Source organism: Methylobacterium sp. WCS2018Hpa-22, from assembly GCF_031843785.1.
Taxonomy (GTDB): Bacteria; Pseudomonadota; Alphaproteobacteria; order Rhizobiales; family Beijerinckiaceae; genus Methylobacterium.
The window spans coordinates 219913-244982 of record NZ_JAVTJA010000006.1 but is presented as its reverse complement, the minus strand read 5'-3'; the positions used below and the strand labels follow the sequence as shown (position 1 = coordinate 244982).

Sequence of the window (25070 nt, the reverse complement as noted above, 5' to 3'; positions counted from 1 at the left end):
CGATTATCCCTCAAACGGCCCGGATCTGACACAGGGTGCACTTCGTCTCCTGCATGCCCGTCACAGGATCGAAGCCATAGGTCGTCGTGTTGTTGGAGCTCTCGCCCAGCACAACGGGGTCGGTGCCGTGCGGATAGAATTTCCGCATGTCGTCGCCCTGGTACCAGCCGGAGAAGTGGAACGGCATGAAGGCGACGCCCTTGCCGACCCGGTCCGTCACCAGCGCCTTGACCTTGGCCTTGGCGTTGTTCTCGGGGCCGGAGACCCAGACGAACTGACCGTCCTTGATGCCGCGATCGGTGGCATCGCCGGTGTTGATCTCGACGAACATGTCCTGCTGGAGCTCGGCGAGCCACGGATTCGAGCGCGTCTCCTCGCCGCCGCCCTCGTATTCCACGAGACGGCCGGAGGTGAGGATGATCGGGAAGTCCTTGGCGATGCCGCGATCCACCGCCGCCTTCTGCACCGAGAAGCCGATATTCGGCATGCGCAGCTGACGTTCGTCGGGGCGAGTCGGGTACTGGGCCACGAGATCGGGACGCGGCGTATAGATGGGCTCGCGGTGCACCGGCACGGGGTCAGGCAGGTTCCAGGCATTCGCCCGGGCCTTGCCGTTGCCGTAGGGCGTGACGCCGTGGTCGAGGCAGACGCGCTGGATGCCGCCCGACAGGTCGGTCGCCCAGCTCACCGTATCGATGTTGGCCCCGCCGATCTTGGTGATGGTCGCCATCTCCTCGGCGGTCAGGTCCTTGTCCCAGCCGAGCTTCTTGAACACCGCCATGGTGAATTCGGGGTAGCCGTCGGTGAGCTCAGAGCCCTTGGCGAAGGAATCCTCCGCCAGCAGGGTCACGCCGTTACGCTCGGTGCCGAAGCGGGCCCGGAACGTTCCGCCGCCGTCCTTGATGTGGAGATTGGTGTTGTAGAGGATATGCGTTCCCGGATGGCGGAGCTCCGGCTTGCCCCAGCACGGCCAGGGCAGGCCGTAATAGTCGCCGCCCACTTCAGGGTCGTCCTTGGGCGCCCGCAGCGTCACCAGATCGAACTTGGCCTGGTTGCGCATATGCGCCTTCAGGCGTTCCGGGCTCTGGCCGCAATAGCCCGTCGACCAGCCGCCGCGGTTGATCTCCCGCAGGATATCCTCCGCGTCCGGCACCGCGTCCACGACCTTGATGTTCTTGAACATCTTGTCGGCGAAGCCGAGCTTCGCCGCCAGACGGTAGATGACCTCGTAATCGTTCTTCGATTCGAAGGCGGGCTTCACGATCTGCTCGCCCCATTGGAGCGAGCGGTTCGAGGCCGTGCGGCTGCCATCCATCTCCAGCGAGGTGCAGATCGGCAGGAGGTAGGTGTTGTCGCGCCGCGCATCGAGGGCGGCGAAGGTGGTGGGATGCGGGTCGGCCACCACGAGGAGGTCGAGCTTGGTCAGGCCTTTCACCGCCTCCGGCAGGCGGGTGACGGTGTTGCCGCCATGGCCGAACACCATCATCGCCTTGATGCCGGTGCGCTGGTCCACTTGTTCTTCGGGCAGGTTCACGCCGTCGAACCACCTCGTGGAGGTGATGCCGGGTAATTCCATGCTCTCCTTGCGCGTACGGGCCTTCCGGCCGCCCTTGGCCGGCACCTCGTCGAATCGCGACTGGAGCCAGTCGTATTCCACGTCCCAGACGCGCGCCCAGTGCTTCCAGGCCCCTTCGACGAGGCCGTAATAGAGCGGCAGCGACGTCACATCGAGGCCCAGATCGGTGGCCCCCTGTACGTTGGTGTGGCCGCGGAAGATGTTCGCGCCCGTGCCCGGCTTGCCGACATTGCCCGTGGCGAGACACAGGATGCAGAGCGCACGGACGTTGGCGGTGCCCACCGTGTGCTGGGTCGCGCCCATGCACCAGATCAGGGTGGCGGGCTTCTCCTTGGCGAACTTCTCGGCCACGCGGCGCAGCTGCTCGCCCGGCACGCCGGAAACACGCTCGACCTCCTCGGGATTCCACTTGGCGACTTCCTTGCGGACGTCGTCCATGGCGTAGACGCGCTGGCTGATGAACTCCTTGTCCTCCCAGCCATTCTGGAACACGTGCCAGAGGATGCCCCAGACCACCGGGATGTCGGTGCCGGAACGGATGCGGACATATTCCGTGGCGTGGGCGGCCGTGCGGGTGAAACGCGGATCGATGACGATCATGTTCGCGCGGTTGATCTCCTTGCCGGACAGCAGGTGCTGAAGGGAGACCGGATGCGCTTCGGCGGGGTTTCCGCCGAGAATGATCATCGTCTTGGCGTTGCGGATGTCGTTGTAGGAATTAGTTTGCGCGCCGTAGCCCCAGGTATTGGCAACGCCGGCCACCGTGGTCGAATGGCAAATGCGCGCCTGGTGATCGACCGAGTTGGTCCCCCAGAAGGCGCCGAACTTGCGCAGGACGTAGGCGGCCTCGTTGGTGAATTTGGCGGAGCCGAGCCAGTAGACGGAATCGGGGCCGTATTTGTCCCGCAGGCCGGTGATCTTGTCGCCGATCTCATCGATGGCCTGATCCCAGGAGATGCGGGTCCACTGCCCGTCGACCATCTTCATCGGATATTTCAGGCGGCGGTCGCTGGAGACGAGCTCGCGGATCGCCGCGCCCTTGGCGCAATGGGTACCCCGGTTGATCGGGCTGCTGAAGGAGGGCTCCTGGCCGACCCAGACGCCGTTCACGACCTCCGCCGTCACCGTGCAACCCACCGAGCAATGGGTGCAGATGTTCTTCTTGATCGTCACCTCGGGGCCGATCGCGGAGGCGCCCGCCGCCTGGGCCTTGCGGACCGAGCCGAGCTGGATCGAGCCGGCGGCCGCGAGCCCTCCGGCGACGAGGCCGGAATTGCGCAGGAAGGCGCGACGGTCGAGGGCCTTCGGCGTCTCGCCGATGGTGACGGCCTGATGGAAGGTGCGGCCCGGGCCGCCTGTCTTGCGCTTGATCAGCATGGCGCCCTCAATTCTTCTTCAGGGTCTCGTAGCCGTTGGTGCGGTAGAACGCCTTGACGTGGTCGGACTCGCGGTAGCGGGCCTTCGTCTCATCCGCGCCGGGGTCGTAAGCCTGCGCGGGCGTCGCAATCATCGGCTGGGCCGTGATCGCGGCAGCGGCCGCCACCGATCCGCCGCCGAGGGCGCGGAAGAAATGGCGCCGTCCCATCTCGTCCTTTCGATCGTCCCGCATGCTCGTCACTCCTGAATGCGACCGATGTTTCAATGATTCCCGCCTCACGCGTCGAGCGCGTAAGCCCGGGTCTCGATGTCGATGAACGTCCGGCCGAGGTCGCCCACGGCACGGTAGAAAGACGAACGGGTATTGGCCGCCACATCGTCGAACAAACGCCCGGCCCAGGGCTTTAGATGCCGCTCGAAGAAGACGCGGTCCTCGCCGGCTCCCGTCTCGAAACGGCCCGAGACGAGACCCGCCATGGTCTCGAGCAGCATCGCCACATGGTCTTCCGGCTCGCTCATGCCGCCCGAGGCTTCGATGCCGAGCCGGGCCAGATCCTGGCGGATGCGCGCCAGCGGGCGCTCGTTGAGAAAGCCGGTCAGGTAGTAGGAAGCGTGCGGCACGACTTCGCCGCGTCCGACGCCGACGAAGAGATCGAAATACTCGCGCCCGACCTTGGCCAGATCCGCACCGGCCGCTTCGCGAGCGAGGGCGGAGCTCGCCTTGCCCAGGGGAGTCTCATCGCCACCCGAGCCGGCAAGAAGCGACAGGATATCATCGGACGGGACTCGGCCGGTTAGGGCCGCGAGGAGATCGTAGAGATGAGCGCGCAGAAAATCGACGTCGTCCACGACCGGCTGCGTCATGCCGGGCGCGCCGGAAGCGAGTTTCGCTTCGTCTTCGCGCAACAACTCAACCGAACGCATACCATCCTCAAACCGCGACCCGATCGCGGGCGAAGTGAATTCACTTCGTCCACAATACCGCGGAATGGGACGTGCGCAACGTAGTTTTTAATTGCTCAAAGTGGGATGGCGCTGCCATGTCGTCGCGGTCTCGGCATAGCCGTGTCCACGGGGGCAGAACGTGGCGGCGACAAGGCCAAGCTTGGCTCGTCAACCTGCATGACAGTGAGACCCGGTTCTTCACTGCCCCGATCCGTCTCTTCGGTTTTCACCGGTTCGGATTCCTCCGCCAGCTCCTCCGCTTCAATCAGCGTGGCCACTTTGCTTTCCTGCTCAGGCTCAATTTTTTCGTCGGGCGTCCCGTCGAATATGTCCCGCAGCATGGCCTTGATGTCGTCTGTGGGCAGAAGCGGGCCGTTTCCCGGCACACCGCCCACCACATTCCAGTCATAGGCGTATTCCCGCGCCTCGCTGACATAGTCGCGGATGTTGGTATCGAGGGACCACATCCGGCGCAAAGCCGCCTTGCGCATCACCATCGGAACGCCAGCCCGAAGGAACTGTGTCAGGTCGGTCTGTGCCGTCAGGCTGTCCAGGGAGGGCAACTTGGCGAGTTCCTCGGGCGACAGGGTCTCACCCTCGGAGAGTTCTCCCGCGAGAGGCGCCGATTCGCTCTCGACCGCCTCGCCCCCGACCGCCTCGCTTCCAACCGGCACGGTCGTGGGCGGGTTCTCGCGGACGATAGCCCGCTTACGCTTCGACCAGCGGGAAAAGAAATCGCCGCCGCTCATCCTTCGTCCCCCCGTCTGCGCGTACCGGTCCCCTGTCGTGCCAGGGCCTCGGGATCGGCCCGGTCGCGCTTACGCTTGTGGAACACCTGTTCGACATGGAAGGCCTCGAAGAAAGCCAGGACCTTGGCCTGCACTTCCAGCGGCATCGGCACCGCCTCGACCACCTCGCCGATACCCTCGGCCATGGATTCGCCCTCATAGGGATCGGCCGTCACATTGGCGACTTCGTAGCTGCCCTCCGCGATCTGCCGCAGGGCGACCCAGAGCGAGGGCCGGCCCGAGATCAGGTTGTCGCGGTAATGCGACGTCTCGGCGGGGTGGAGAGAGACCTCGTAGGCGCCGGCATAGAAGGTTTCCTCCTCCGGCGTCGACGACAGCACCGTCCAGGGCGAGGCGGCCGGGATCGCCGGAAGGGCTGCGACCGGTAGCCAGGCATGGCTTGTCCAACGGCTCTTCAAGGCTCGTTTGACGACAATGATCCCGACGTCGAAACGGTCATCGGGCGGCGTCGGTGCAGGAGTCGGTGCAGAGGTCGGATTCTCTTCGGTCATGCGGCCTCCGCGCCGTCGGCAAGCGGCAATCCCGCCACGAGGTTCTGAGGTTTGAGAAAAAGGCGCTTGTCGGGGTCCATGGCCATCAGGAGATAGACCGGCCGGCCGGAAGCGCGCGGGTCGATCCGCCGGTCGTCGGCGAAGGTGAGGCGAAACAGGGCCAGGATGCGCATGCGGCTCGCTTCGTCCAGGGTCTCGCCGTTCCAGAGGGCGTTGCCGATTCGGGTCGCTTGAGCGTCGAGCCCGACGAACCAGCGCCAGTCCGGATCGTCCATGGAGGCGATCGGCTCCACTTTCGCCTCCACATGCAGAAGGTGTCGAACCCAGGCCTCGATGGCGCGCGCCAAGCCCTCGCGACTCTTCGGGTTGCTCCCCAGGTTGAGCGCCATGGTGAACGCGTCGGAGCGGCTCCAATAGGTCCAGGCCGTCTCGTCCGTGAGCACGTCGAGCTCATTCGCCGGCTCCTTGCCCAGCATGGCGACGAGGGGCGATTGCGCGGCCCCGGTCTCCCGCGCCTCGATCACCTCGGCATCGGCCAGCAACGCCGCACCATCGACGAAAGAGACGCGCTGCGGCCGGAAGAAGAGCTCGCCGGCGCGGAGCGTGTAGGGGTCATCGCAGCCATCGAGGGCATTACGCAGGATGAGATGCGCCAATTGATTGAGGAAGATCGGCGGCGTGCCGTTCAGCCCCCTGCGAACGAGGTCGAGATAGGCCGCCTCCACCGACCGCGCGGCCATCAACCGGTCGCGGAAGGCGAGCATCATGGTCCAGTTCTCACGCGCATCGGCATCCGCCATCGCGGCGATCTCACCGGGGGAGACCGGCCGGCGCGGCGCCGTCACGAGGCCGCGGTGGAGCGCCCGCTCCGCCATGCAGGCTTCGTCGGGCGGCACGAGCTCGGGCCGCGCGAGATAGGCGAGGATCAACTCGTCGGTGACGGCAAGGCCGCCCCCTTCCGTGCGCCCGGCGAGGTGGTGTCCGCTGGAGACCCAGAACTCGGTCATCGTCCGTCATTCCCGGAAACAGGTGCGTTGGCCATGCCGATGAGGTCCGCCCGTTCCTCGGGTTCGTCATCGGTCTCCTCGAAGGTGAAGGCCCTGGCATGGGCATGCAACTTGTCCGCCCCGGCGACGCCCGGCCCACGCTGATGCAGCGTGCGGAACGCTTCGCGGATCGCACCGTCCTCGAAGGTTCGATGCAGCGCGATCACGCTTCCCACCGCCGGCTGACACAGGGTGGCGGCAAAAGCGATCTCCTCGTCGGCCGCGATACGGGCCACATCGAGGGTGGGCGCGCCGAGGCGCTCGCAAAGGTGATGTGCCAGCTGCTCGACCGCTTTGTCCCGCTCCGCCATCGTCGCCTCGCTGACCACTGCCAGGGTCGAGAAGCCAAGCGACGTCACCCCGAGGAACCCGGAGCGAAACGCCGTACGGTCCTTACCTTCGAGAAGCGGAACGTCGGCATCCCAGAACAGGAACGAACCCGTGACGGCCCATTCGCCGGGTTCGGCCGCCTTCGCGAAGACGAAGGTATCGGACGGATCGAGGCGGATCGTCCGGGGAAGTTTGAGACTGCTCATCGAGGCCTTCGCCTGTTCATTCCGTCGTCACCACCCGAACCGGCCAAGAGGTGGTGGCGAAGACCTTCGTGTTCGAGGCACCTGTCCGGCGTCCACGGCACGTATCTGGGGTCGGCTCGCGGAAATTGCTCACGACTGGGGGAGACGCCCTTCACCAATACAATTGAAACCGGCCGATGAACGTATCGGCGTCGATCGTCCGTCCGTTCTGAAGCGCGGAGGGAGACGTATGGGACCGGACGTAATCGGCCATGATGCGGATGTTGGTATCGGGATACCAGGATAGGCCCACCGTGCCGTCCCGCTCGATGCCGCCGCGCACGCCGCCATCGTCGAGATCGATGGCCGAGAACCGCAGGCCGAGTTCGAAGACGCCGAAACCGCCACGGGTGATGCGCTGCGCTTCTGCGACTTTGACGCCACCGAAGACCGCGTAGCTGGTGCCATTGAAGTCGGGCGCCAGGCGATAGGCCCGATTGTCGCCGTTTAGCACCCAGCTCGCCTGGACGTATCCCCCTTGGAAGCTCAGCGGCGATCCGCCATCGAACCGGCCGATCTCGGTTCGCGTGTATTCCGCGCTCACCAGCAGCGGACCGGAGCGATAGGCCAGTTCCGCACCGAGGCGGGCGATGCTCGCCGCATCGCGGATATCGCCGGTATCGACGAACCTCCTCGCGTAGAGGAACGCTTCGGATCGGCTCGAGAGCGAGAGGGGGCTCTCGTCACGCGGCAGGCTGCGGTAGCTCCCGGCGAAGCCGACATGGAGCGTTTGTTTCTCATCGTTGATCGGCGCGTAAGTCACCCGGCTCGTCGAGGCCAAGCCCTCGCTGCCGATACCGGTATTGGCGTTGCCGCCGAAGATTCCGGTGACGACGCTCCAATCCTTGCCATGCCTCCCCACGGCGAAGCCGAAGTTCCGCGCCGGAACGAAGGCGTCGGACAGGGCCCGTTCGGTGAACAGGATGTTGTTGTTGGAGGCGAGTTGGTCGAGGCCGAACGGCTCCTTCTCGTTGCCGATGCTGAAGAGCATGTCCGGCACACCGCGATAGACCAGGACCGCATCGTTGATCGGCGTCACCGGATCGGCGAAATCGTATTGAAATCCGAGGCCAACATCCTTGCCGAGGCTCAGGGTGGTCTCGATCCACGAGCGGCGCACGGCGATATTGTCGCTGAACGGGTCGCCGAAGCCCGATTGGCGGATGCCGGCCGCACCGAAATCGAGGTGGAGCCGGCCGCCGATGCGCAATGTCGCGGCATCGTCGGGAAAGGTCAGGGTGATGCCCTTGTCGTCGACGGTGAGCCGCTCGCCATAGGGGCCGGGCACGCCCTTCGCCTCGATGGCCGGGCCCCTCGGAGCCTCCTCGGCCCGAAGCCCACCCGGCAGGGATAGAAGTGCGGCCAGCGCAGCGAGGCGAGCGATGCGGGTTCTCAACGACGTTTTCTCTCTGGGGAACGCCCTCACCGCGGGCGATCTCGACGGACATTCCCACATTCCGGGCATCGCCACATTCACAGATGAGGCTCGCCCGTCTGCGGATCGCCCCAGCGCATCGCGGCCAGGGCTTCGACGAGATCGCGGCGATCGCCGTCGCCGCCGATCAGGTCGCCGCCAGCATCGATCCGCGCCGCCGGGCCGCCCTCGGCGAGCCGCCGGAGATAGCGTCGTTCGATTCCCGCGAAACCGTCTTCCTCCCAGATGGCGAAGGTCTTCATGAGATGACGGGCGAAGCTCTCCACGAGGATTCCGTGGCCATCCTCGAAACTGAAACCCTCGTTTTCGAGGGAGGTCGAATCCGGCGTCAGGCCCGGATCGCCGGCCCGTGCCTTCGAGGCGATGATCGTGGCGGAGAAGACGAGCCAGTCCGGCACGTCGCCCTCGCCGCAGGTTGCCGGCCATCCGAGACGCCCGCCGCCGAGGCGCGCGCCGTCGAAGCGGAGCGTATCGGGCCAGCCGAACGTCACCGGGACCTCGGGCGGCCCATGGGCGCCGATGGCCTCGGCAAGCGCCACCATGCCGGCGAAGACGGCGCGGCGCGCCGTGGCGAGAGGCTCGTCCGGCTCGAGGATCACCGCAAAGTCGAGCAGCTCTGCGTTCTTTCGCCAGACGAGACGCCCGGTCCGGCCGCCGGATGCGGCCGCGTCGCGGGCTTCGTCGAACGCGCTCGCCGGCCCGGCTGAGATTGCGAGAGAAAAGACGGGCGGCAGGATCAGGTCCGGGTCGTCGGAGCTCGGCGCCATGCGTTTCGGTTCTACCTGCGCCCGTATGTCGGGTCCTAGTTTCGAGCCGTTATAGTATACGATGCACCAACCTGAGCGCGAGTGGGCCTGTACCCTCGCCGCTGTGACCAAACGTTCGGGGTAAATCATTGTCCGACCGGATCGTGTTCGCGTGCTCCTGCGATGAGACCGTCGCCCTCGACGGGCAGGCGATCGGCAAGGCGTGCGGTGGCCGCCTGGAGACCGCCGATCAACTGTGCGGGCGTGAGATCGCCCGGTTCGAGGACGCGCTGGCACAGGGCGCGCCCGTCACCGTCTCGTGCACGCTGCAAGCCCCCCTCTTCACCGACATTGCCGCAGGGGCCGGGGCGGAAGCCCGCGTGACCTATGCCAATATCCGCGAGAACGCGGGCTGGTCGAGGGATGCCGATGCGGCCGGACCGAAGATCGCGGCCCTGCTGGCCGCCGCGGCCGAGACGACGCCCGCGCCGGGCACCGTCGCGATGGTGAGCCAGGGCGTCGCCCTCATCTACGGACGCGACGAAGTCGCCATCGAGGCCGGGCGGCGGCTCGCCGACCATCTCGACGTGACGGTTCTGCTCAACCGCCCGCGCGATGTACCGGTGCCGCGCCGGCACGAGTTTCCCGTGCTCCAGGGCAGTGTCGTTTCGGCGAGCGGGCATCTCGGGGCGTTCTCCCTGCGCATCGACGATTACGCGGTTCCGAGCCCCTCATCCCGCCAATCCCTATCCTTCGGCCCGTCGCGCAACGGCGCCACCTCCACCTGCGACGTGGTGCTCGACCTGACGGGGGGCACGCCGCTCTTTCCCGCGCATGACCTGCGCAGCGGCTATGTCCGGGCGGATCCCGGTGACCCGGCCGCCGTGGAGCGGGCGATCTTCACGATCTCCCACCTCGTCGGCGAGTTCGAGAAGGCGCGCTTCATCGATTTCCAGGCCGATCTCTGCGCGCATTCGCGCTCACGCATCACCGGCTGCACGCGCTGCCTCGAAGTCTGCCCGACCGGCGCCATCGCGCCCGCAGGCGATCACGTCGCCATCGATCCCTATATCTGCGCCGGCTGCGGATCTTGCGCCTCCGTGTGCCCCACCGGTGCGGCGGCCTACGCCCTGCCCGCCGCCGACGGGCTGATGCGCCGCCTCAGGACCCTGATGCGTGCGTATCACGAGGGCGGGGGACGGAACGGCGTGGTGCTGTTCCACGATTCCGAGCACGGCGAGCCCCTGATCGAGGCGCTGGCTCGCTACGGCGACGGCCTGCCGGCCAACGTGCTTCCTGTCGCCGTCAACGAGGTCACGCAACTCGGCCCGGAGGCCGCCGCGGCGCTCCTGGCCTACGGCGCCGTGGGCATTCGCCTCCTCGTCCGTGACCGTCCCAAGCACGACATCGCGGCCCTGCGCCGGATGGCTCATCTTGCCGATACCCTCGCTGGAGCGCTGGGCTACGGTTCGGCCGATGGGACGCCCGTCGTCTCGCTCATCGAGACCGACGATCCAGACAAGCTGGGCTCCGCGCTGACGACCGGAAATCTCGGCACAGCCGCGCCGGTGCCCGCGGCCTTCATGCCGGTCGGCCCCAAGCGCAACGTCCTGCAATTCGCCTTCCGCGAGATGCATGTCGCCGCCCCGGCCCCTGTCGCCGTCGTCCCCTTGGAAGCCGGTTCGCCGTTCGGCGGTCTCGAGTTCCGCACCGAGGATTGCACCCTGTGCCTCGCCTGTGTCGGCACCTGCCCGACCCATGCGCTCAGCGACAGCCAGGATCGGCCGCTGCTGGCTTTCGAGGAAAGTCTCTGCGTGCAATGCGGGCTCTGCTCCGCCACCTGCCCGGAAGATGTCATCTCTTTGAAGCCGCAGGTGGATTTCGCCGCCTGGAGCCAGCCGCGCCGTATCGTCAAGGAGGAAGAGCCGTTCGATTGCGTCTCCTGCGGCAAGCCCTTCGGCACGCGCAGCAGCATCGAGCGGGTCATCGAGAAGCTTCAGGGCCGCCACTGGATGTTCAAGGGCAGCGCCGGCGAGGCCCGGATCCGTACCCTGATGATGTGCGACACCTGCCGCGTCGAAGTCGTGGTGAACGAGGCTTTCGACCCGCATACGGTGCCGGAGCGGTCGAAGCCGAGAACCTCCGAGGATTACTTCCGGGCGCGGGAAACGAGTGGGAGCGGCGGCGCCTGAGAAATAGTTCGGTCGGATTTCCCAGCGGGTGCTCCTGCCAGAGTCGATCATCCCATCCAGTCATCTCATCCCGAGATGCCCGCGTCAGCGGGCCTCGAAGGAGCCCTCCAGTTCGCTCAGTGGGTTCTGGAGCGCTCCTTCGAGGCCGCTACGCGGAACCTCAGGATGAGGTAAAGCCTTGGAGAAACAAATCAAAAAGTGTCTTATAAATAGCCTGCTGCACCGTCTTGCTCCGGGCAAGAACCGACCGAGACGGGAAGATTCATGATGCGTCTCCCCCCCCTTTGATCAAGGCGTCTTCGTCGCCCTCTCGAGGAAACGCACCAGGGCCTCGCGGTCGTCCGGGTTGTTGATCGTCTGCTCGGGCATCTTGGTGCCGGGCGTGTAGCGGGATGGGCCGATCTCGAACAGTTTCGAGATAGTCCGCGCATCCCAGACGATGTCGAGGCCCTTCAGGGCCTGCGAGAACGTGTATCCCTCGGCGGTGGCGACACGCCGACCGAACACGCCGCTCAAGGTAGGGCCGGCTCGCGTGCCGTCCTCCGGCGTCAGGGTATGGCAGGCGACGCAGGCGCGAAATACCTCGGCCCCGTGATCGCCCTTGAAGGCCGCCAGCGAATCCACCGGCCGCGGCATCGACAGCGAGCCGATGGGCTCGCCCGTCCCGGCATTCCATCGACGGACCAGCCTGTCCCCGCCCCCGGTCAGCAATTCGGTTCCGTCCGGCCGGAAGGCGAGCGACCAGACCGGCAGTCCCGGCCCTACGAGGCTGAACGCCACCTTGGCCGCGCCCCGGTCGATCATGGCCACGGTGCCGGCCACCGTGGCAGCGGCGACCCGGCGCCCGTCTGGAGACAAAGCGAGACCGATGACAGGGTTGGTCGCGAGGTCGACCGACGCGCGGATGGTGCCGTCGGCGGACAGGAAGCGGACCACGCTATCCGCACCGGCGGCGACGATCTCGCCCTCCCCGGCCACGGCCACGCTGTTCACCGGCGATGGGAGTTGAACGATGCGCGGTGGCTCGTCGGTCTCGGCGAGGGGCCAGACTCGAAGTGTGGCGTCATAGCCCCCGGTGACCAATCTGCCATCGGGCAGGAAGGCGACGGCGTTCACGTTGCCCGCATGTCCCCGCAGCACCCGCACCGGCCCGCCGGCGAGGAACCGGATATGCGCCGTGCCATCCCAGGAAGCGGAGGCGAGGCTCGCCCCGTCCGGCGAGACCGCGAGGGCCGCGATGGGTCCGGCATGGTCGGAAAAGATCTCGACGGGCTCCGGGCGTCCGGCCTGCCAGAGGGCGATGCGCCCGTCCTCGCTGGCTGTGACGAAGCGGCCGCCATCGAGGGCAGCGACGGCATTCACCGCACCGTCGTGGAAACGAAGGACCGAGAGGGCCGTCCCCTGGTCGATCGCCCATAGAATGCCGGAATGGTCGAACCCGCCGGAAATCGCGATGCGTCCGTCCGGGGCAATCGCCAGCGCCCGCACCGGGCCACCATGACCGCGAAGCTGCGCTGAGCCCGGAAGCGGTGCGGAGAGGACGAGGAGCATCGCGCAGATCGGCCAGACGCGGCGGATCGTCTGTCGAGAGAACCGAGGTCGAACCGACAACCCTGATATCCGCGCCACGCCGTCGCTCTCTTACGGGATCGAGGACGTTGAGAAATAGTCGCGGCGACGCAACCTGTCTTCCCTTCCGGCTACCACTCGGCTGATGCGCCGCAGGCGGGGTTGCTCACCCGCTCGCAATGCCGCATCCGTCACGGCGCATGTCGATCCGGTCCGCGACTTCGGCCTTGATGCCCCTCGACGACGCCTTGGCGCAGCTTCTGGTCGCCGAGCCGGTAAGCGCCATTGTCGTGCCGGTGGGCGATGCGATCGGCTCCGTTCTCGCGGCGGATGTCGTCGCCCCCGCCGACTTACCCACGCATCCGCGCGCGCTGCGGGACGGCTGGGCCGTGGCCGGCAGCACTGTGACGGGTGCCTCGGCCTATGCGCCGGTGACGCCGCTCTCGCCTCCGCCCTGGCTGGACGCGGGCGATGCGATGCCGCCTGGCACCGATACGATTCTGCCGCCTGACGCAATCGACACCGACGGGGACATCGTGGCGGATGCGGCACCGGGCGGAGGTGTCTCCGGCATCGGTCAAGAGATCGCACGGGGAGACGTTCTGGCGCGATACGGGGAACAGCTGACGCCGCTCGGTGCTCTCGCACTCGGTGCCAGTGGGATCGACACAGTCGCGGTCCGCGTGCCGCATGTTCACATCCTCGATATCGGGGGCCATTCCGCATCCACCATCGCGGCTTTGGCGAAGAAGGCGGGCGTTCGGGTGACGTCGAGCCGATGCTCGCGCGAAAGAGAGTCCATCGCCGATGCGCTGCTCGTCCCGGGGGCGGACGCGGTGTTCGTCGTCGGCGGCACCGGTTTCGGCCGCAATGACCACAGCGCCGAGGCCCTGGCACGGCGAGGCCGGCTCGGCGCGCATGGCATCGCGCTTCGTCCGGGAGACAGCGCCGGTTTCGGCTCGATCGGGTCTGTCCCGGTCCTGCTCCTGCCGGGCAGGCCTGACGCCGCCCTCGCGACATTCCTTGCCCTTGGGCGTCCCCTACTGTCGAGGCTCTCCGGAGCGAGCCTCCCCGGCAAGGCCAAAGGGCGTCTCGCCCGCAAGATGTCCTCGACCATTGGAATGAGCGACATCGTCTTTATCGGCCTGAAGAACGAGCGGGTAGAGCCTCTCGGCGGAGCGGATCTGCCGCTGCGACGGTTGATCCACGCCTGGGGCGCGGTTCTGGTGCCGCCGGAGCGGGAAGGCTATCCCGAGGGGGAGTGGATCGAGGTCATGCCCCTGTGAAGCGTCTCGACGCATCGGAGTCGAACGAGGATTTCCTGGCGAGGCTGTCGCGCGCGGCCCGTCAGGAGCAGTTTCTTCATGTGGTCAGCCGAGACGAGGCCGCATCGCGGTTTCGCGCGGCGGTGCCGCATGTGGCGCTGCCATCCGAGAGTGTGCCGCTCGCCGCAACGCTCGGCCGCGCGCTGGCGCGGGATGTAGCCTCGCCCATCGACGTGCCCCCCTTCGACCGAGCCCTCGTCGATGGGTTCGCACTCCGCTCCTCCGACACGCTCGGCGCGAGCGAGGCCGAACCGGCCCGGCTCGGCCTCAACCACGAGATCCTCGCCTGCGGCGTCGCTCCCCGATTGGCGGTGGAGCCCGGCACGGCGACAGCCATCGCCACGGGCGGCATGATTCCACGCGGCGCCGACGCGGTGGTGATGGTGGAGGCGACCGAGATCGCGTCCGGCGAAGGAGCCCTGGCGATCGACCTCGACCGGGGAGCCGCGCCCGGACAGTTCGTTGGTTATGCCGGGTCGGACATGGCGCGCGGCGAGACCGTTCTCCGCAAGGGCACCGTCATCACCGCGCGCGAGATCGGCATGCTGGCCGCCTGCGGCCTCGATGCGGTCGAGATGGTGCGCCGGCCGAGGGTCGCCGTGCTCTCCACCGGCGACGAGCTGTCGCCACCGGGCCAACCCCTGCCGGCAGCCGGCATTTACGATTCGAACGGCGCCATCGTCTCCGCTTCGGTCACCGAGAATGGTGGCGAACCCGTGCCCTTCGGCATCGTCGCGGACGATGAGGCCGCTCTCGAAAGCGTCATCCGCGCGGCGCTTTCGGAGTGCGACGTCGTCGTCCTTTCGGGAGGGACGTCGAAGGGGGCGGGCGACGTGTCCCACCGCATCCTCTCCCGCCTGGGCGAGCCGGGTATCCTCGTCCACGGCGTCGCGCTCAAGCCCGGCAAGCCCCTCTGCCTCGCCAAGGCACAGGGCAAGGCCATCGTCGTCCTGCCCGGCTTCCCGACCTCGGCGATATTCACCTTCCACGAATTCGTCGTGCCCCTGATCCGCTCGCTGGCCGGGCTTCCCCCGCGCGAGGAAGAGAGCGTCGAAGCTGTGCTGCCCCGGCGCATCCCCTCAGAACTCGGGCGCATGGAATTCGTGATGGCCTCCCTCGCTCATGGGCGGGACGCTCCGGTCGCCGTTCCGCTCTCCAAGGGTTCCGGCTCGGTGACGGCCTTCTCGCAGGCCGACGGCTTCTTCGCGATTCCCGCCGCGCGCGCCGGGCTGGACGCCGGCGAGCCGGTGCGCCTCTCGCGGATCGGCGCGGGCACCCGCGCCCCAGACCTCACCATCGTCGGCAGCCATTGCGTCGGGCTCGATGCCGTCGTCGGACGCCTGGCCGAGCGCGGCATCCGGGCCCGCACCATCTGGGTCGGGTCCTCAGGAGGGCTCGCCGCCCTGAAGCGGGGCGAGTGCGAGATCGCCTCGATGCATCTCTTCGATCCCAAGACCGGCCGCTACAATGCGCCCTTCCTGACCCCAGCCTTGCGCCTCGCCGAGGGCTGGACGCGGATGCAGGGATTGGTGTTCCGCCCCGGCGACAGCCGGTTCGCGGAACGCGACGCGGCGGTTGCCGTCGCGGCGCTCCTCCTCGACCCGGACGCCATCATGGTGAGCCGCAACACCGGCTCGGGGACGCGCCTCCTCATCGACGGGCTTCTGAACGGGGCGCGCCCTCCCGGCTACTGGAACCAGCCACGTTCGCACAACGCCGTGGCCGCCGCGGTCGCCCAAGGCCGGGCCGATTGGGGTGTCGCGATCGAGAGCGTCGCGAGTGCCTATGGCCTCGGCTTCCTGCCGCTGGTGAGCGAGCATTACGATTTTGCCTATTCCGAAGACCGAGGGCGGGAGTCGGCCTTGGCCGCCTTCCTCGCGCTGCTCGCCGAGCGGGAAACGGGGGCGCTTCTCGCCGAACTCGGATTTTCCTTGCCGGAGGCCCAGCCATGACGGACCGGACCATGCGGGTCATCGGCCTCGCCGGCTGGAGCGGGGCGGGCAAGACCACGCTTCTCGCCAAGCTCATTCCCGAACTGATCGCCCGCGGCTTCACGGTCTCGACGATCAAGCACGCGCACCACGCCTTCGACGTGGACCAACCGGGCAAGGATTCCCACCGGCACCGGCAGGCCGGCGCATCCGAAGTGCTGATCTCGTCGGCGGCCCGGTGGGTGCAGATGCACGAAGTGCGCGACGGCGCCGAGGCGAGCTTGGCCGACCTGCTGCGCCGCCTCAGCCCCTGCGACCTCGTGCTGGTGGAAGGATTCAAGCGCGAGGGGCATCTCAAGATCGAGATTCATCGGAACGCCAACGGCCGTCCGCCGCTTCACCCGCAAGACGAGAACATCGTCGCCGTTGCGACGGATGCGGAATTCCCCGACGCTCGGATTCCGGTGATAGACCTCGACAATGTCGGTGGAATCGCCGGTCTCGTGGCGGTCATGGCGGAGCCGATCGAGGTCGTCCTGAACAGGCTCGGAGGCCATGGCGCAGCTGACTGACGATTGCTTCGCCTTCGGCGGGCAGCTCATGAGCGTGGACGACGCCCTGGCGCTGATCGCCGAGAGGCTTCCGGTGGTCGCCGGGATCGAGACCGTACCGCTTAACGAGGCGGACGGACGCATCGCGGCGGAGGACGTCATCGCCGCTATCGACTTGCCGCCATTCGATAATTCCGCCGTTGACGGCTACGCGTTGCGCCACACTGACCTTGCTCCCAACGGCGAAACGCGGCTGCCCGTGGAAGGCCGGATCGCCGCCGGCCACGCCGGTCTGGAGATGGGAAGCGGGCCGAGCGCGGTCCGCATCTTCACTGGCGCCAGAATGCCGGACGGCGCCGACACGGTCTTCATGCAGGAGGACGTGACGGTCGAGGGCACCGAGGTGGTCCTACCCCCCGGTCTGAAGCGCGGATCGAACCGGCGGCTCGCCGGAGAGGATGTTGCCCAAGGCACCACAATCATCACGGCCGGCCGTCGACTCCGCCCGCAGGATATCGGACTCGCCGCCGCCATAGGCCGCCCGCATCTGACCGTCCGGAAAAGCCTGAAGGTGGCGGTGTTCTCTACCGGCGATGAACTGGCCGAGCCGGGGGGCGCCCTGCCGCCGGGGGCCATCCACGATTCCAACCGGGTGATGCTGGTCGCACTGCTGAAACGCTTCGGCGCCGAGGTGAGCGACCTCGGCATCCTGCGCGATGACCGAACTCTTCTCGCGGCACGCCTCACGGAGGCGGCGTCCGCCCATGATCTCCTTCTTACATCCGGCGGTGTCTCCACCGGTGAGGAGGATCACGTGAAACCGGCCGTGGAGACCGTCGGCAGCCTCGTTTTCTGGCGACTTGGGATCAAGCCGGGCAGGCCGGTGGCTATGGGCCTCGTGCAGGGGACACCCTTCGTGGGATTACCGGGCAATCCCGTCGCCGCCTACGTGACCCTGCTCTTCGTAGTACGTCGGCTCCTGGCGCGGCTCGGTGGAGAAGATTTCGTTCCGCCATTGGGCATTCCCGTCCGCTCCACCTTTGCCTATCGCAAGAAGGCTGGCCGCCTGGAATTCATACGGGTAAGCCTGCAGCGCGCCGCCGATGGACTGCTCGAAGCGGTAAAATTCCCCCGCGATGGGGCCGGTATCCTCTCGTCACTCACCGACAGTGATGCACTGGCTGGCCTCCCGGGCGAGATTACCCGAATCGAGCCTGGCGATACGATCGAGGTATATCCGCACAGGATGCTGTACTGACGCGGAATCGCCTGTCCTCATACCCGTAAGCGTGACTGAAGCTTGCATTGCACGGGCTTCGGTACGATGTGCCGGGTGCCCTTCGAGACCGCATGCTCCCCGCTTTCGAGCGGGGGGCCGCTCGTTCCGACTCCCTGCCCCTCCGACCTGATCGAAAGCGCCGATGGATTTCCTCGACTCGCACTTCCTCGTCTCGGTGCTGCAGATCGTCTGGATCGACCTGCTCCTTTCCGGCGACAATGCGGTCGTCATCGCCATGGCCTGCCGATCCCTTCCCCCGGAGCAGCGGCGCACCGGGATCCTTCTCGGGGCCGGTACGGCAGTTGGGCTTCGCATCCTCTTCGCCGTCATCATCACTCATCTTCTGGCGGTACCGTTCCTTCGGATCGGTGGCGGGCTGCTTCTCCTTTGGATCGCGGTGAAGCTCGCGCTCGGCGAGGATGACGAGGCACATGCCGTCGGCGACAGCAAAACCTTATGGAAAGCGGTACGGACCATCGCCATCGCCGATGCGGTGATGAGCCTGGACAACGTCGTCGCCATCGCAGCCGTTGCGAAGGGCGAGGTGTCGCTATTCGTCTTCGGTCTTCTGCTCTCGATCCCTCTCATCGTCGCGGGCGCATCGCTGATCACGACGTTGCTGAAGCGCTTCCCCTTGGTGATCTGGGCGGGCGCGGCGCTTCTCGGGTGGATCGCCGGGGAAATGATCGTCACCGATCCCTACATTGCCGAACACGTGGCCTCGGTGCCCCACGCCCATCAGATCGCGGCTGCGATCTGCGCCGTCATCGTCGTCGCCGCGGCCTTCATCTGGAAGCGCATCGCGGCACCGGCTCGGACAGTCGCCGGCCACGGCCATCTGTGAGATGCATCACGAACGAGAAGAGGCCCCTGTCAGGGGGCCTCTCATCTCGCAAAGCTCCTAAATTCTGTTTGGGGTGATCTCAGTTCGCTGTCTCGAGGATTTTGAGATCGAGGGCAGCGAGAGCCATTAGCGGGGGCGGCATGACGACCCCGTCGCGGCGAATCTGCCGAGCGACCCGCTGGCAACCGGCAATGTCATTGGCAGCCGCAGCGGTATTGCCCTGCTCGATGAACTCGGTGCTCGCAGCCTTGGGCGGTGGTGCGGCGGGGGCGGCAGCGGGCGCTGGGGCCGATGCGCCCGAAGGCGCAGCGGCATTCTGTGTCGCTCCCTGGGGGCCGGCCGCGCCGGGACCATTCGGGGCGGTCGGCCCGCTGAGGCCCGAATCCTTCTGTGTCTCACTGCCAGAAGGTTTCTGCGATCCGGAGCCGGGTGCGGTGACCGCTGTGCTAGTCTGGCCCGTAGCTTGACCGGATGCTGCCGCCCCAGCAGGCGCATGCAGGAAGGCTGTGAGTTCCTTGCAGATATTAGCGGGCTTGCCCGTCGGTTCAGCCAGGGCAACGACCGGCAGCAGAGACGCCATCGCCGTCCCCGCTGCGGTGGACAATGCTACGATACGGAAACTCATCATGTCACGGCCCTCCCAAGGCCAAGCCGTCGCATACGTGACGAAACACTTAGTAGGAGAAAGTGCGACGGCCGAGAGGGGTGTCAAGGGCGGGCAATGGCGGTTCGACCGATCGCACTGCGCATTTGATAGGAGCCAAGGCTCATCTGGCTCCCGCGTTAGGGAAGAAGAGTTGTTCCCCCCCGATCCGGTATGCAGCGATGGCGTTCTGCCCCGGGGTGGAAACGAGCCAGTCGATGAAGGCCTGTCCCGCCTTCGCCTTCACGTGTGGATGCTTCTCGGGGTTCACGAGCATCACGCCATATTGGTTGAAAAGACGCTTATCGCCTTCGACCAAGATCTTGAGATCACCACGATTCTTGAATGACAGCCAAGTGCCCCGGTCGGTGAGCAGATAGGCATTGGAGGCCGATGCGGTATTGAGCGCCGGCCCCATTCCCTGACCCACATCCTTGTACCAATCGCCGCGTACCGCGCCGAGATCGAGACCGGTTTCGTTCCAGTAGCGCAGCTCGGCGGTATGGGTGCCCGAGCGATCACCGCGAGAGACGAAGGGTGCCTTGGCGGCGGCGATCTTGCGCAGGGCCTCGACGACGCTGGCGCCGGCCGCGCCGGCCGGATCGTCCTTTGGGCCGACGAGGACGAAATCGTTGTACATCACGGGATAACGCTTCGTACTCCATCCCTCGCTGACGAATTTCTCCTCGGCGGTGGTGTCGTGGACGAGCGCGACGTCGGCATCACCGCGTCGGGCGGCATCGAGTGCCTGCCCGGTGCCGAGGGCGACGACCTTCACGGCAATCCCACTGGCCAGCGTGAACTTCGGCAGCAAATCCTTGAACAGGCCGGATTGCTCGGTGGACGTGGTGGACGCCACCGTGATCGTCTCCTGGGGGGTGGCCAGAACTGGGCCTGTCGCCAGACCAAGGACGGCAATGAGGAGCCCGAGGCTCAGGGCAGAGCGGCGAAGGCGGTCCATGGCATTTCTCCAGCGAGGTAAGCTCGCGCCTGCGGCGAGTGTGGGGATGAGAGAGTGCTGCGGACAGGCCCGTGCTCAACGGCGAGTCCAGCGGCAAGGACGACGACATCTTCGGCGAGACGCATGACCTGGCCGAGGTTGTGTGAAACGAGGACCACCTTCGTACCGGCTTCGGCCATCGACACGACGAGATGCTCGATGGCGTGAGAGGAGGCCGGATCGAGATTGGCGGTGGGCTCATCGAGAAGGAGGAGATCGGGCGCTGTCGCCCAAGCTCGCGCGAGGGCGAGCCGCTGCTGCTCGCCCCCCGACAACCGCGTAGCAGGTGCACCGGCCTTCTCCGCAAGTCCGACGTGATGCAGTGCCGCCCGCACACGGTCGTGTCGCTCGCGCCGGCTTAGCTTGAGTGGCGCTAGAGCCAGCGAAACGTTCGCGGCGGCGCTCGCCCTGATGAGACCGGGCCGCTGGAAGACGAATGCGGTACTTGGTCGAGGATGCGCAGATACGCCAATGCTGATCGTGCCGCTCGTGGGCGCAAGCAACCCATCAATGAGGCGCAAAAGCACGGTCTTTCCCGCACCGTTCGCGCCGATGATCGCCGTGATGCCGGGCGCTGTCACCGCCACATCGACACCGTTGAGGATCGGCATATTTCCGGCTCGGTAGCACAATCCTTCGATCACAAGAGGAAGTGCGGTGCTCATCCATAGGCCCGCATCGCGTAGGACCTGAGCAACGAGGCAACGGCACTGACGGCGATGACGACGGCGATGAGGACGACACCGAGCGCCAGCGCGAGGGGAAGGTCTCCCTTCTGCGTCTCGAGGGAGATCGCCGTGGTCATGGTACGGGTATGCCCGTCGATGTTCCCACCGACGACGAGGACGGCGCCAATTTCCGATATGGCACGGCCGAAAGCGGCAAGAAGCGCTGTCACCAGCGAGAAGCGCGTATCGAAGATCAGGATCGCGGCGCGCTGTGCTCCATTGAGGCCAAGAGAGCTGAGTTGCTCGCCAAGGTGATCTTGCGCATCCGCCACGATTTGGCGCGTGAGTGCAGCGATCAGTGGGACAACCAGGACGGTCTGTGCCGCGATCATCGCACTCGGCGTGAAGAGCAAACCGAGACCGCCGAATGGGCCGGAACGAGACAGGATGAGGTACAGGACAAGGCCGATAACTACCGGCGGTAGGCCCATGGCTGCGTTGAGCAGACCCACAACGAGCCTTCGCCCCGGGAATTGAGACACGGCGACAAGGGCACCGAGCGGCACTCCAAGCAACGTGCCAAGACCGACCGCCGAGAAGCTCACGCGGAGCGAAAGGCCGGCGATGGCGACTACGGCTGGATCAAGGGCTGCGAGCCGCGAGAGCGTCTCCTGGAGGGTTTGAAGCATGGCTCTGATGCTGTGGCGACCGAACCCCTCATGCTATCGCCGGGGAGTATAGTTCAATAGGAAACGACGTGCCTATGAAGGTCGAGTTGTTTGTCGATGGCATCATCTCGGTGGCGAAGGGGCGCATCGCGTTTGGCCCCACGCTGGCGCTCTTGGATGCGGTCGCCTCGGAAGGCTCGCTTCAAGGCGCAGCGACGCGACTGCACGTGTCCTATCGCTCCGCGTGGGGCCGTCTCACCCTCTTGGAGGATATCCTTGGGCAGCCAGTCATCAGCAAGACGAAGGGCCACGGGACCGTTCTGACATCTTTCGGCACTGTCTTTCTCGAGGCACTCGGTCGTGCGTCGCGAGCGAGCCAGGAGATCATCGGGGTGGAAGAGAGGCGATTAGAGATCGCCCTCGCCGTTCTGTCAGGCCTTGCGACCGCACCCCTGGCATTGGCAGTGAGCCACGATTCAGTGTTGTTGGATGCGCTTCACTCCATGGGCGACATAACGGTTTCGATTGCTGGGAGCACGGATGCCCTCGCACAATTGAAAAACGGTCAGGTCGATGGTGCGGGGTTTCATTTCGGCGCAGCGGTCCCAGAGCCGGGCACGATCTTCGCTGACGTTCTGGCTGATCCGAACCTGATCGCCCTTCCGGTTCTACGACGGGAACAGGGCCTCATGATGGAGGCGGGCAATCCCTTCGCAATCTCCGCGATCGTGGACCTGGCAGCGACCGGTCTCCGCTTTGTAAACAGACAGCGGGGCGCGGGCACACGGATATGGTTTGACAGATTATGCGTGGAAGCGGGCATCAATGGGCCGGACATCCAAGGCTACCAGACGGAAGAGTTCACGCATCAGGCCGTCGCGGCCTTGATCGCTTCAGGTGCAGCGGACGTTGCAATGGGCACCCGCGCCATCGCGAAACGCTTCAGTCTCGCATATCTGCCCCTCGGTGAGGAAACCTACTTCCTCGCCGTGAGGTCGTTCGTTGGCCTGCCACGCTTGGAGGCGATCAGAGCAGCAATAAGCCGTCGCGCTGCAATCACACCGGGTTATGCGTGAGCGAGATCATTCGAGTGCTCCTAGAGGGACGAGAGTCGATGTGGCCCTCGCCCTTCGTCTACAGGTCAGTGAGCCAGGATCTTCGAGAGGAAGGTCTGAGCCCGCTCCGAGCGAGGCTTGTCGAAGAAGTCGTCCTTCGTAGCGTCTTCGACGATCTCCCCACGATCCATGAAGACGACGCGGTTGGCGACTTTCCGAGCGAAGCCCATTTCGTGGGTGACGACCATCATCGTCATACCCTCGCGGGCGAGCTCGATCATCACATCCAGCACCTCTCCGACCATCTCGGGGTCGAGAGCCGAGGTCGGCTCATCGAACAGCATGACGATGGGGTTCATCGACAAGGCGCGGGCGATGGCGACGCGCTGTTGCTGACCACCGGAAAGCTGGCCCGGATATTTGTGCGAATGCGCCGAGAGACCAACACGACCGAGGAGCTTGAGGCCGCGATCGTGTGCATCGTCCTTCGACCGTCCGAGGACTTTGCACTGGCCGAGCATGAGGTTGTCGATGATCGACAGGTGTGGAAACAGCTCGAAATGCTGGAACACCATGCCGACGCGCGCACGAAGCTTGGGAAGGTTGGTTCCCTTCGCCTGAACACCGATACCATCGACGGTGATGGCCCCTTTCTGGATCGGCTCCAGGGCGTTGACGGTCTTGATCAGGGTGGATTTGCCGGAGCCTGAAGGACCGCAGACCACGACGACTTCGCCCTTGGTGACCTGGGTCGTGCACCCGTTTAGAACCTGAACCGGGCCGTACCATTTGCTGATGTTGTCGATGGCGATCATCGGCTTTGCCGAAGCCTGGGGATCGATGGCGGACATGGCGGATCCTCGAAAGCTTAGCGAATGATGGCGACACGGCGCTGCAGGCGCCGGACGAGAGTCGAGGCGGTGATGCAAATCACCAGATAGATCGCAGCCGCGAACAGATACATTTCCACGAGACGCCCATCGCGCTGAGCCACCTTGGATGCGGCACCGAGGAAATCGGTAAGCGAGATCACGTAGACGAGGGACGTATCCTGGAACAGCACGATGGTCTGGGTCAGCAGCAAGGGCAGCATGTTGCGGAAGGCTTGAGGCAGGATCACTGTCCGCATGGTCTGCCCGTAGGTGAGGCCGATGGCCTGGGCCGCGGATGTTTGCCCCTTCGGAATTGCCTGGATGCCGGCGCGCATGATCTCCGAAAAGAACGCCGCCTCGAACAAGGTGAACGTTACGAGCGCTGAGGTGAAAGCGCCGACCGAGATCGGACGCGAAGCACCCGTCATCCACTGTCCGATATAGGGAACGAGGAAGTAGAACCAGAAGATCACCAGCACGAGCGGCAGCGACCTCATGAAGTTCACGTAGATCTTGGCCGGGATCGCCAGAGCAGCGATCCCGGAAAGTCGCATCATCGCTATGACGGTGCCGAGAATGATGCCGCCCGAGGCGGCGAGTGCGGTGAGCGTCAGCGTGAACACCATTCCCGTACCGAACAGGTACGGCAAGGATGAGAGGACGACCCCGAAGTCGAAATCCGTAAACATCGGTCCTCTAGTCCCGTCTGGCGGTCGCGAAGGATGGGAAGGCGGATGGTGCGGGCATCAGCGCGATCCCGGGACAGCGATACGTGTCTCGAGCTTGCTCGACAGGGTCACCACGATCAGGCTGATGCCGAGATAGATAACCGTGGCTGCCGTAAAGGATTCGAAGACCTGAGAAGAGAATTCCTGCATCGAGCGCGCCCGCGCGGTCAGTTCGAGCAGACCGATGGTGAGCGCCACCGACGTATTCTTCAGGTTGTTCAAGAACTCCGATGTCAGCGGGGGTAGGATCACCCGGTAGGCATTGGGCAGCAGCACGTAGCGATAGGTCTGCCAAGTGGTGAGACCGATGGCGGTGCCGGCCATCCGCTGGCCACGGGGCAAGGTCTCGATGCCGGTTCGGACCTGCTCAGCGACTCGTGATGCGGTGAAGAAGCCGAGACAGATGACCGCCGTGTAGAACGATGCATTGGGCAGCTGTTTCAGCCAAGTCCCCCAGGAGCCGGGAAGGAGCTCCGGCACGACGTAGAACCAGAGGAACATCTGAACCAGCAGGGGAATGTTCCGGAAAAGCTCCACATACATGGTGCCGATCCGCTGAGCCCCCCGGCTCGGAAGGGTGCGCAGCACCCCAATGAGCGAGCCGAGGGAGAAGGCGATGATCCAGGAACAGAGCGCCGTGGCGATCGTCCAAGACAGGCCGGAGAGAAGCATGTCGGCATAAGTACCGGTGCCTTCCGGCGACGGGTCGAAGAAGACCCGCCAGTTCCAGTTGTAATTCATCGCC

General features: G+C 65.7%; 24 protein-coding genes. 7 read left to right on the top strand and 17 right to left on the bottom strand.

The window, feature by feature from the left end:
- Positions 1-10: 10 nt before the first annotated feature.
- The 9 genes from RQI43_RS10495 to RQI43_RS10455 all read right to left on the bottom strand — a co-directional run bounded on the left by RQI43_RS10495 (position 11) and on the right by RQI43_RS10455 (position 9021).
- Complete coding sequence (locus RQI43_RS10495) at positions 11-2953, bottom strand: formate dehydrogenase subunit alpha (protein WP_056431012.1); 2943 nt, start codon at positions 2951-2953, stop codon at positions 11-13.
- Between the two features lie 7 nt (positions 2954-2960).
- Positions 2961-3185, bottom strand: coding sequence for a formate dehydrogenase (locus RQI43_RS10490; RefSeq protein ID WP_056431015.1), 225 nt, complete (start codon positions 3183-3185; stop codon positions 2961-2963).
- 44 nt (positions 3186-3229) lie between these two features.
- Complete coding sequence (locus RQI43_RS10485; protein WP_405030596.1) at positions 3230-3817, bottom strand: molecular chaperone; 588 nt, start codon at positions 3815-3817, stop codon at positions 3230-3232.
- Between the two features lie 155 nt (positions 3818-3972).
- Positions 3973-4647, bottom strand: coding sequence for a DUF3306 domain-containing protein (locus RQI43_RS10480; RefSeq protein WP_311275105.1), 675 nt, complete (start codon positions 4645-4647; stop codon positions 3973-3975).
- On the bottom strand, positions 4644-5198 hold the full coding sequence (locus RQI43_RS10475) for a DUF3305 domain-containing protein (protein WP_311275104.1): 555 nt from the start codon (positions 5196-5198) through the stop codon (positions 4644-4646). The genes RQI43_RS10480 and RQI43_RS10475 overlap by 4 nt, the downstream gene beginning before the upstream one ends.
- Complete coding sequence (locus RQI43_RS10470) at positions 5195-6205, bottom strand: DUF6352 family protein (protein ID WP_311275103.1); 1011 nt, start codon at positions 6203-6205, stop codon at positions 5195-5197. The genes RQI43_RS10475 and RQI43_RS10470 overlap by 4 nt, the downstream gene beginning before the upstream one ends.
- Positions 6202-6780, bottom strand: a complete 579-nt coding sequence (locus RQI43_RS10465; protein ID WP_056431027.1) for a DUF6505 family protein — start codon at positions 6778-6780, stop codon at positions 6202-6204. The genes RQI43_RS10470 and RQI43_RS10465 overlap by 4 nt, the downstream gene beginning before the upstream one ends.
- A 151-nt stretch (positions 6781-6931) precedes the next feature.
- Positions 6932-8215, bottom strand: a complete 1284-nt coding sequence (locus RQI43_RS10460; protein WP_311275102.1) for a porin — start codon at positions 8213-8215, stop codon at positions 6932-6934.
- 77 nt (positions 8216-8292) lie between these two features.
- A complete protein-coding gene (locus tag RQI43_RS10455; RefSeq protein ID WP_311275101.1) occupies positions 8293-9021 on the bottom strand; it encodes a biotin/lipoate--protein ligase family protein in 729 nt (242 codons plus the stop codon).
- A 128-nt stretch (positions 9022-9149) separates the two neighbouring features.
- Here RQI43_RS10455 and RQI43_RS10450 point away from each other — a divergent pair, with 128 nt between their 5' ends.
- Positions 9150-11192, top strand: coding sequence for a 4Fe-4S binding protein (locus RQI43_RS10450; protein ID WP_311275100.1), 2043 nt, complete (start codon positions 9150-9152; stop codon positions 11190-11192).
- 288 nt (positions 11193-11480) lie between these two features.
- On the opposite strand, the gene RQI43_RS10445 is transcribed toward RQI43_RS10450, so the two are convergent.
- Positions 11481-12743, bottom strand: coding sequence for a c-type cytochrome (locus RQI43_RS10445; RefSeq protein WP_311275137.1), 1263 nt, complete (start codon positions 12741-12743; stop codon positions 11481-11483).
- Positions 12744-12961: 218 nt separating this feature from the next.
- Here RQI43_RS10445 and RQI43_RS10440 point away from each other — a divergent pair, with 218 nt between their 5' ends.
- From RQI43_RS10440 to RQI43_RS10420, 5 genes are all read left to right on the top strand, one after another.
- The gene (locus RQI43_RS10440) at positions 12962-14047 is read left to right on the top strand and encodes a molybdopterin-binding protein (RefSeq protein ID WP_311275099.1); all 1086 of its coding nucleotides are present in this window, start codon (positions 12962-12964) and stop codon (positions 14045-14047) included.
- The gene (locus RQI43_RS10435) at positions 14044-16038 is read left to right on the top strand and encodes a molybdopterin biosynthesis protein (RefSeq protein ID WP_311275098.1); all 1995 of its coding nucleotides are present in this window, start codon (positions 14044-14046) and stop codon (positions 16036-16038) included. The genes RQI43_RS10440 and RQI43_RS10435 overlap by 4 nt, the downstream gene beginning before the upstream one ends.
- Positions 16039-16049: 11 nt before the next feature.
- Positions 16050-16589 carry a molybdopterin-guanine dinucleotide biosynthesis protein B gene (gene mobB / locus RQI43_RS10430; protein ID WP_405030595.1) on the top strand — a complete coding sequence of 180 codons (540 nt, stop codon included), beginning with the start codon at positions 16050-16052 and terminating at the stop codon, positions 16587-16589.
- Positions 16573-17826, top strand: a complete 1254-nt coding sequence (glp, locus tag RQI43_RS10425) for a gephyrin-like molybdotransferase Glp (protein ID WP_311275096.1) — start codon at positions 16573-16575, stop codon at positions 17824-17826. The genes mobB and glp overlap by 17 nt, the downstream gene beginning before the upstream one ends.
- Positions 17827-17989: 163 nt before the next feature.
- Complete coding sequence (locus RQI43_RS10420) at positions 17990-18691, top strand: TerC family protein (protein WP_056431049.1); 702 nt, start codon at positions 17990-17992, stop codon at positions 18689-18691.
- A gap of 79 nt (positions 18692-18770) precedes the next feature.
- Here RQI43_RS10420 and RQI43_RS10415 read toward each other — a convergent pair whose 3' ends face one another.
- The 4 genes from RQI43_RS10415 to RQI43_RS10400 form a co-directional block, all read right to left on the bottom strand.
- Positions 18771-19319: a hypothetical protein gene (locus RQI43_RS10415; RefSeq protein ID WP_311275095.1), complete on the bottom strand. Its 549-nt coding sequence runs from the start codon at positions 19317-19319 to the stop codon at positions 18771-18773.
- 139 nt (positions 19320-19458) lie between these two features.
- Positions 19459-20295 carry a substrate-binding domain-containing protein gene (locus RQI43_RS10410; protein ID WP_311275094.1) on the bottom strand — a complete coding sequence of 279 codons (837 nt, stop codon included), beginning with the start codon at positions 20293-20295 and terminating at the stop codon, positions 19459-19461.
- Positions 20268-20999, bottom strand: coding sequence for an ATP-binding cassette domain-containing protein (locus tag RQI43_RS10405; protein ID WP_311275093.1), 732 nt, complete (start codon positions 20997-20999; stop codon positions 20268-20270). The genes RQI43_RS10410 and RQI43_RS10405 overlap by 28 nt, the downstream gene beginning before the upstream one ends.
- Positions 20996-21691: an ABC transporter permease gene (locus tag RQI43_RS10400; RefSeq protein ID WP_207412775.1), complete on the bottom strand. Its 696-nt coding sequence runs from the start codon at positions 21689-21691 to the stop codon at positions 20996-20998. The genes RQI43_RS10405 and RQI43_RS10400 overlap by 4 nt, the downstream gene beginning before the upstream one ends.
- A 74-nt stretch (positions 21692-21765) precedes the next feature.
- Between RQI43_RS10400 and RQI43_RS10395 the strand changes: the two genes are divergently transcribed.
- A complete protein-coding gene (locus RQI43_RS10395; protein ID WP_311275092.1) occupies positions 21766-22746 on the top strand; it encodes a substrate-binding domain-containing protein in 981 nt (326 codons plus the stop codon).
- Positions 22747-22811: 65 nt separating this feature from the next.
- Here the strand turns inward: RQI43_RS10395 and RQI43_RS10390 are convergent, their stop codons facing one another.
- From RQI43_RS10390 to RQI43_RS10380, 3 genes are read right to left on the bottom strand one after another with little or no spacing between them, the layout of a single operon-like run.
- Complete coding sequence (locus RQI43_RS10390; RefSeq protein ID WP_196805484.1) at positions 22812-23540, bottom strand: amino acid ABC transporter ATP-binding protein; 729 nt, start codon at positions 23538-23540, stop codon at positions 22812-22814.
- Positions 23541-23593: 53 nt separating this feature from the next.
- Entirely contained in the window at positions 23594-24286 is a 693-nt protein-coding gene (locus RQI43_RS10385; RefSeq protein ID WP_056431063.1) for an amino acid ABC transporter permease, read from the bottom strand.
- Positions 24287-24343: 57 nt separating this feature from the next.
- Positions 24344-25066, bottom strand: a complete 723-nt coding sequence (locus RQI43_RS10380) for an amino acid ABC transporter permease (RefSeq protein ID WP_056431064.1) — start codon at positions 25064-25066, stop codon at positions 24344-24346.
- Positions 25067-25070: the final 4 nt, after the last annotated feature.